General features: G+C 49.9%; 1 protein-coding gene and 1 pseudogene. Both read right to left on the reverse strand.

Annotated elements, in window-relative coordinates:
• A partial coding sequence (locus BGK49_RS27200) for an IS1 family transposase (protein ID WP_047664789.1) occupies positions 1-165 on the reverse strand: 165 nt, incomplete at its 3' end.
• Positions 166-193: 28 nt separating this feature from the next.
• Positions 194-1,594, reverse strand: a pseudogene (locus tag BGK49_RS14010) (autotransporter outer membrane beta-barrel domain-containing protein); the annotation flags it as partial.
• Between the last annotated feature and the right edge of the window lie 100 nt (positions 1,595-1,694).

Below are 1,694 nucleotides of genomic sequence, written 5' to 3' on the forward strand. Positions count from 1 at the left end.
TTTCTGGTGCGTACCGGGCTGAGAGGCGGTGTAAGTGAACTGTAGTTGCCATGTTTTACGGCAATGAGAGCAGAGATAGCGCTGATGTCCGGCAGTGCTTTTGCCGTTACGCACCACGCCTTCAGTAGCGGAGCAGGAAGGACATCTGATGGAAATGGAAGCCACGCAAGCACCTTAAAATCACCATCATACACTAAATCAGTAAGTTAGCAGCATTACCCACGTTCGCGGACCAGTCTTGATCTACGTCACCACCACCGAGGTAGTTAGCATCGGTATAGGCGCTGAAGTTCTTGGTGAAGCTGAACTGAGTACCCAGACCAACACGTACCGCAGACCCTTCAGTACCGTTATCGATGGAATCACCGTTCACATCGTTATCGTTGTTTGAGTCGTCGTAGACGTAAGCCAGTTTGAAGTACGGAGTCAGAGCCTGATCTTCGCTGTAGGTGAAGGTATAACCTGCATCTACACCCAGTTCATAACGCATGCTGTCGTAAGACTGACCGTCAACTTTCATGTCGTTGCTCAGCTGGTAGTCATCACCAGACTGGAACAGACCAGAAACGCTGCCGTAAGGAGTCACGTAACCAGCATCACCCAGTTTGAAGTCGTAACCGGCTTTCAAACCGAAGCCCCACGCGTCAGAGTTGGTGCTACCGTCAACGTAAGTACCGTTGCTCATGGTTGCAGACAGGTCGTTGTTGAAGTGAGAGTAGCTCAAGCTACCATCAACAAAGACGTTGTTCGCGAAGTGAGCAGAAGAGTAGATGTAGGCAGTCTGGCTGTCTTGATCCACCTGACCAGAACGGTCATTCATGTCACCTTTAGCGAAGCCTGCAGCCGCACCGACGATCCACTTAGCGTTGTTACCGTCAATTTTGGTATCAACACCGACCATGATGCCGTTAACATCCTGATCATAGTTGATGGTGCCGTTGTCGCCGTTGAAGTTACCACCGAAGTAGCTTACCCATGCGCCGCCGTTATCAGCCAGGCCATGACGAGAGTTGGTCAGACGAGTACCAACGGTGTCTTGTTCCAGGTTCCAGATATTGGTGTTCGCAGACGGGATGCTCAGCGCCATGTTAGCGTAGTCGGTCAGCTCCATCTGTTGCAGAACAACGGTGTTACCGCGCTGTTCAGCCTGATAGGTGTATGCACCCAGGTCAGCTTTGTTAGCAGCAGAGAAGGTCGCGTTGGTGTTAGCGTCGTTTACCCGAATAAGTTCTTTATCTTTGTAATCAGCGATAGTGCCAGCGCCAGTTGCGTTGTCGATACGAACTTTGTAGTTACCGGTTGCAGCAACAACGTTATCAACAGAGCTGTTATCCTGTTCAGTACCGTTGTCTACGTCGCCGTTACCATTGATAGTCAGGTGACCATCAGAGTTCATAGCAACAATACCGTAACCGTAGTTAGACTTGGAAGTATCCCACGTACGGTCGTTCACCAGATCAGCGTTCAGAACGTAATCGCTGCTGTTGATGTCGAACACACCAGAAATTACGTTGCCATTATGGTCAGCAATGTTGCCGCTGGTCAGTTCCAGTTTATCAGTACGGAAAGCTTCAGTATCGAACTGATCAACATTCTGGATTTGCCCCTATATTTCCAGACATCTGTTATCACTTAACCCATTACAAGCCCGCTGCCGCAGATATTCCCGTGGCGAGCGATAACCCAGCGCACTA

This window comes from Shigella sp. FC1544 (assembly GCF_001722145.1).
GTDB lineage: Bacteria > Pseudomonadota > Gammaproteobacteria > Enterobacterales > Enterobacteriaceae > Escherichia > Escherichia coli.